The 5,045-nt window shown below is 62.1% G+C and carries 2 protein-coding genes and 1 tRNA gene; all 3 read right to left on the bottom strand.

Annotated elements, in window-relative coordinates; all coding sequences use genetic code 11:
• On the bottom strand, positions 1–3,008 hold a 3,008-nt coding region (locus FJZ36_17960; GenBank protein ID MBM3216783.1), incomplete at its 3' end, for a DUF1573 domain-containing protein.
• A 49-nt stretch (positions 3,009–3,057) separates the two neighbouring features.
• Positions 3,058–4,479: a sigma-70 family RNA polymerase sigma factor gene (locus FJZ36_17955; GenBank protein MBM3216782.1), complete on the bottom strand. Its 1,422-nt coding sequence runs from the start codon at positions 4,477–4,479 to the stop codon at positions 3,058–3,060.
• Positions 4,480–4,680: 201 nt separating this feature from the next.
• Positions 4,681–4,755, bottom strand: a tRNA-Ala gene (locus FJZ36_17950).
• Positions 4,756–5,045: the final 290 nt, after the last annotated feature.

Raw genomic sequence — 5,045 nt, 5'->3', positions numbered from 1 at the left:
GGCGCGACCCAATCCGGCGACGGAGCCGCGCGCTGGACGATGGCAGGAGCCCCCGGAGATGGCTGCGTGATCGTCACCGTCCGAGCCGTCGCCAGCTCGTTGTAGACCCAGTAGCCCTGGAACTGCGACAGACTCGTCGCGATGACGTAGTTGACGCCGTCATACCCGAAGACCGTCTTGGCGGTCGGGTTGTAGGCTGACGCGGGCGCGCCCCCGAACGGAGCGCCGACGAGGTTCCAGCGAGGTTGCAGCGTCACCGACACCGACTGCGCCGCCGGATCGCCCACGTCCACCTGGAAGGTCGTCGCCAGCGGACCATTCGCCGGGTCGCGGAAGATGAACCAGCCCTTCCCGACGAATGGGAGCGGCTGGGTCGATGCCAACGTCACCTGCTGGTAGTTCTCGATCCATACGGGCGGCGTCGAGGCGTCGAAGTAGCCGTAGCCATACATCGAGATGACGCCCCGCGTCACCAAATCCGCCGGAGCTCCGTTCGTCGTCGGACCCGGCAGGGAGAACATGCGCCAGCGGATGCCCAACGTCGTCGCCAGCGTCTGCGGCAGGCGCTTCGAGAGCACGAGCGTCAAGAGGTGCCTGCCCGTGTTCAGGGGTATGCTCGCTCCCAGAGGCAGCGGATGGACGACCGCCGTCGCCGCGTCCGTGTCGGGCCCGTGGACGATGCGCGGGTTGTCGTTGTAGTAGGCGAGCACGCCTTCCGGCAGTCCTTCGATCGACAGATAGTGCGTCCCGCTGCCGACCTCGACTTCGATGGTCCACGTTCGCGCATCGGCGAACGCGAGAACATCCTGTGATAGCGCCTGGCCGCCTCTCAGGAGGCGGAGCCATGACGCCGGAGGCTGCGGCATGGGCGGGGCGAGCGTGTCTTCTAGCGACAGATTGACGGCATCCGTCGCGTCCGGCGCGACGCCGACGATGACCGTGTGGTCGCCCGCCGGATCGCCCGTCAGGCGGAGTGTTGCTTGCCAGTTCTGGTAGGAGGGCAGAGCTGGGGCGAGGAAGGGAGACCAGGACGGAATCCCGTCGATGAAGGCAGTGGTGGTGATGCGCGTTGGGCTTGTCCCATCCGTGTTCATCACGTAGATCTGGTGCGTGCCGTTCCGATTCGTGCTCCACGCGATCTTCGTCCCATCCGGAGACCAATCCGGCTGCTCGTCCGCGCCCGGATCGCTCGTGAGTCGTGTTGGGTTCGCGCCGTCTGCGCCCATGGCGTAGATCTCGTTATTCCCATCGCGGTTCGTGTGGAACGCGAGCTTCGTCCCATCCGGAGACCACGAGGGTACGACTTCATACGACGACGACGTATTCGTCACGTTGACGACGTTCGACCCGTTGGCGTTCATGACGTAGATGTCGGCGCCGCTGCCATACGTACCGAACGCGATCTTCGTACCGTCGGGAGACCATGACGGGTCTTGTCCCGGTGGAGCGCTTCCGGACGATGTAAGCTGATTGACGTTACTTCCGTCTGCGTCCATGACATAGATGAATGTGTCACCAACGTTCGTGCCCCTGGCAAAAGCAATCCTGGTCCCGTCTGGCGACCACGCCGGAGCGTGGCTATCTACGGCGCTCGTTGTCAGACGAGTCTCGGCGGTTCCATCGGCGTTCATTACGTAGATTTCGTAGTGACCGTCTCGAGTTGATTGAAACGCGATCTTCGTCCCATCGGGTGACCATGCCGGACCTTCGTCTATCGCCGAGTTGTTCGTCAGTCGCACTTGACCGGACCCGTCCGCGCTCATGACATATACTTCGCCGTTGCCATCGCGGTTCGATGTGAACGCGATCTTCGTCTGCGCCAAGTCGCCCGTTGGCGGATTGATCCGACCGATGCCCTTCGCCGTGACGGTCGACGGGCTCCCCGACGCGTTGTGCGTGATGGACAGAGCGGACTGCTCCCAGCCCACCTTCGTCGGCGTGAAGGTGACCGTGACGGTCTGGCTCTGACCCGCCGTCAGGTTGTAGGGCGGCGCGGGAGAGACGGCGAACTGCCCGTTCGATGACGTGATCCCGCTGACGGTCAGGGTTCCGCCGCCGGTGTTCGAAATGGCGAAGGTCGCTGTGCCGGAGCCCGGCTTCGTGACAATGCCAGCGTTGATCGAAGCCACAGACGTAGTCGCTACTGGATTAAGATACGGGGACCACGATGGAAATTCGTTGTGCCCTGTCGACGTCAACGGCGTTTGGTTGGCGCCGTTGGCGTCCATGGTGTAGACCTGACCGGGAGTCGGTCGCTCGGACATCATTACGATCTTCGTACCGTCGGGTGACCATCGAGGGGAGTAGTCCAACTCGGCGGATGACGTCAGATTCGACGGATTGAGACCGTCGGCGTCCATCACGTAAACGTCGTAATCGCGTTCAAACGCAATTCGCGTTCCATCCGGCGACCAGGACGGATAACGATCACGCGTTCCGTTGTTGGTGAGGTTCGTTAGACTCTCGGTGACGATATCCACGACATAGATTTCGTCATTACCGTCACGATTCGAGTAGAACGCGATCTTCGTGCCGCCGGGCGACCACACGGGCGCATAATCGTTGCCGACACTATTCGGCAGAAGCGTCACGTTCGTTCCATCGGCATTCATGACGTAGATCTGCGTCAGACCCGCCCGGTTCGATTGGAAGGCGATCTTCGTTCCGTCCGGTGACCACGACGCGAAATCGTCGCTTGCGGTAGGATGATTCGTCCGGTTCGTCTGATTCGATCCGTCGGCATCGGCGACGTAGATCTCGTAGTTGCCGTCACGAAGCGAGACGAAGGCAAGCTTACTTCCGTCCGGTGACCACGATGGATGTTGGTTCTGACTCGTATCGAGAATGATCGGCGTCTGGTTCGCGCCGTCGGGATCCATGACGTAGATGCCGTACGTTCCGCTCCGGTCGCTCTGGAATGCGATCTTCGTGTTCGTCAGCTGAGCGACTGCCGTCGTCGTCAAGGTGGCAACGATTATCGCGAATAGATACCGAACTGTATTCTTCACGCCGGCGCTCCTTCTTCGTGTCTGACAGGCGGAACCTCAGTCAATCCGTTTATGACTCCGATACTCGAACCGTTAGCGCGTCGAAGTAGGAGGTCGCTCTCCTACCTCCCCGACCGCTATTGAGCCAGACGCCCGTGACCGCGCGACCTTTGCCATGGGGCGACCGCGCGTTGCGGACCATCCGTTTGCCGTTGAGGTAGATATCGAACGTTCCCGACTCGGTGCGATGAACGACTTTCACGTAATCGCCGTTCTCGTTCACCGGAAGGATCGGCGTCGGATTCGAAGGCACAGACGTCGGGTTCATGTCCACGTACCACCAGTTGTCCTCGTTCTTGTGGACGAATGTGTTAGGCGAACCGTCGAGAACCATGCCGATCGTCATGTTCACCGGCTTCGTGGACGGTTTGACCCACATGTCCAGCGTCACGACGCCGTATACGGAAGCGAACTCCTTGAGAACGCCGTGATCATTACCGAATTCGGCGCCCGATGGCGGCGTCACGTAGAAAGCGGTTTGCTTCTTGGGAACGCTCGTATCGAACTTGGGTTCCGACGGCAGCCATCCGTGCCATTCCGCGCCGGGTTCGACGATCGTCCGCGCACCTGCGTTGCTTTCTACGGACGCGTTCTTCACGGCTTCGAGTTCCACGTCGCCTAGCAGCACGACGCGCATCGTCCGCGTTCCCTCTGGGGAGGGCGCCACTTCCTGCGCTGGCTGCGGGAACGCCATCGCGCCGACCAGCGCCAACGCTGCGGTTCCCGCGAACACGGCTCCGGCGACCTTCGGGGTCAGATCAGCCGGCGTGGTGTGGGGTGGCGGGGCGTTCCGCAGGAGCTCCGCCATCCGGTCGTAGAACTCCTGCGCCAGCGGACAGGTCAGGAAGAACGAGCAGAACACGTCCGCCCTGCGGATGCCTTCTCGCTCGCAGTGCTGGCGCAGCAAACAGAGTCCGCGCTCGACGCGCTTCTCGGCGGCGTACCGCGTGATGTTGAGGCTCTCGGCGATCTCTGGATACGGGGTCTCATCGATGAACCGCAGAACGACGGGAACCCGCAGCGATTCCGGTAGACGGCTCAGCGCCCGCGCCAAGATGGCGTCCGCCTCCGCGCGAGTCATCTGCCCGATGGCGCCCTCGCTGCGGTCGGCACTATGCCAGAGAGTCGTGCCGTCCATCACCGTCTCCCGTCGCCGCGCTCTCAGGATGTCCATTGCCGTGCGGTAGGCGATGCGGAACATCCAGCTTTCGAACTTGTCGGGCGCGCGCAGTTTGCCGAGGCTGCTGAACGCTCGCAGGAAGCTCTCCTGGACGACCTCCTCGGCGTCGTCGGCATTCAGGAGCAGGCTGAACGCAAGCGCAAAGACCCGCGGGCCGAACCGCGTCGCCAGACAGGCGAACGCCTCCGGACTGCCGGCGCGACTGCGACGCACTAGGCACTGGATCGTCTCGTCCATGTGGCCGTCGTCCATGAATCCGCCTGCGGTGTATCAGCTAGACGGATAGACGGAGAATTCGCGCTGTGCCGACATTTTTTTTGGGCGGCACACACGATACCGCGTTCGGCGCGTAGAGAAAGGGTACGTACGGGATAGCCGGTCTGAGGATTGCCTACGAGGATGGGGATGGAGAGTGACCACGCCGCGAACGTGCGTGGCGAACCATCGGGGAGATGGTGGAGCTGAGGGGAGTCGAACCCCTGACCTCCTGAGTGCGATTCAGGCACTCTCCCAACTGAGCTCAGTCACAGTGCGGATTCTCACGCCCCGACCTGCCGACCTTTCCTGGGACGTTGCGACTCGCATGGAGTGTGGGACACTATGGGACGTGTGGCAAGCCCATGGCCACGTGAATGTGACGGTCTGCTGGCGAGGGCTGGCGCGTGTGGCACACAGGTCATCAGAAGCATCCTAAGAGTCTATCTCAATCGACGAAGGCAGTTATCCGATAGTCTCCTGTGAGTTCGTCGATTCAGGCGTCTATCGCGTGCAAACGACCGACGATGCCAAGCCGGAACCCAAGCCGGAACCGACGATCT

The organism is Candidatus Poribacteria bacterium, assembly GCA_016866785.1.
Lineage (GTDB): Bacteria > Poribacteria > WGA-4E.
Note: the sequence above shows the minus strand (reverse complement) of the source record. Positions and strands in the feature narration are given on the sequence as shown.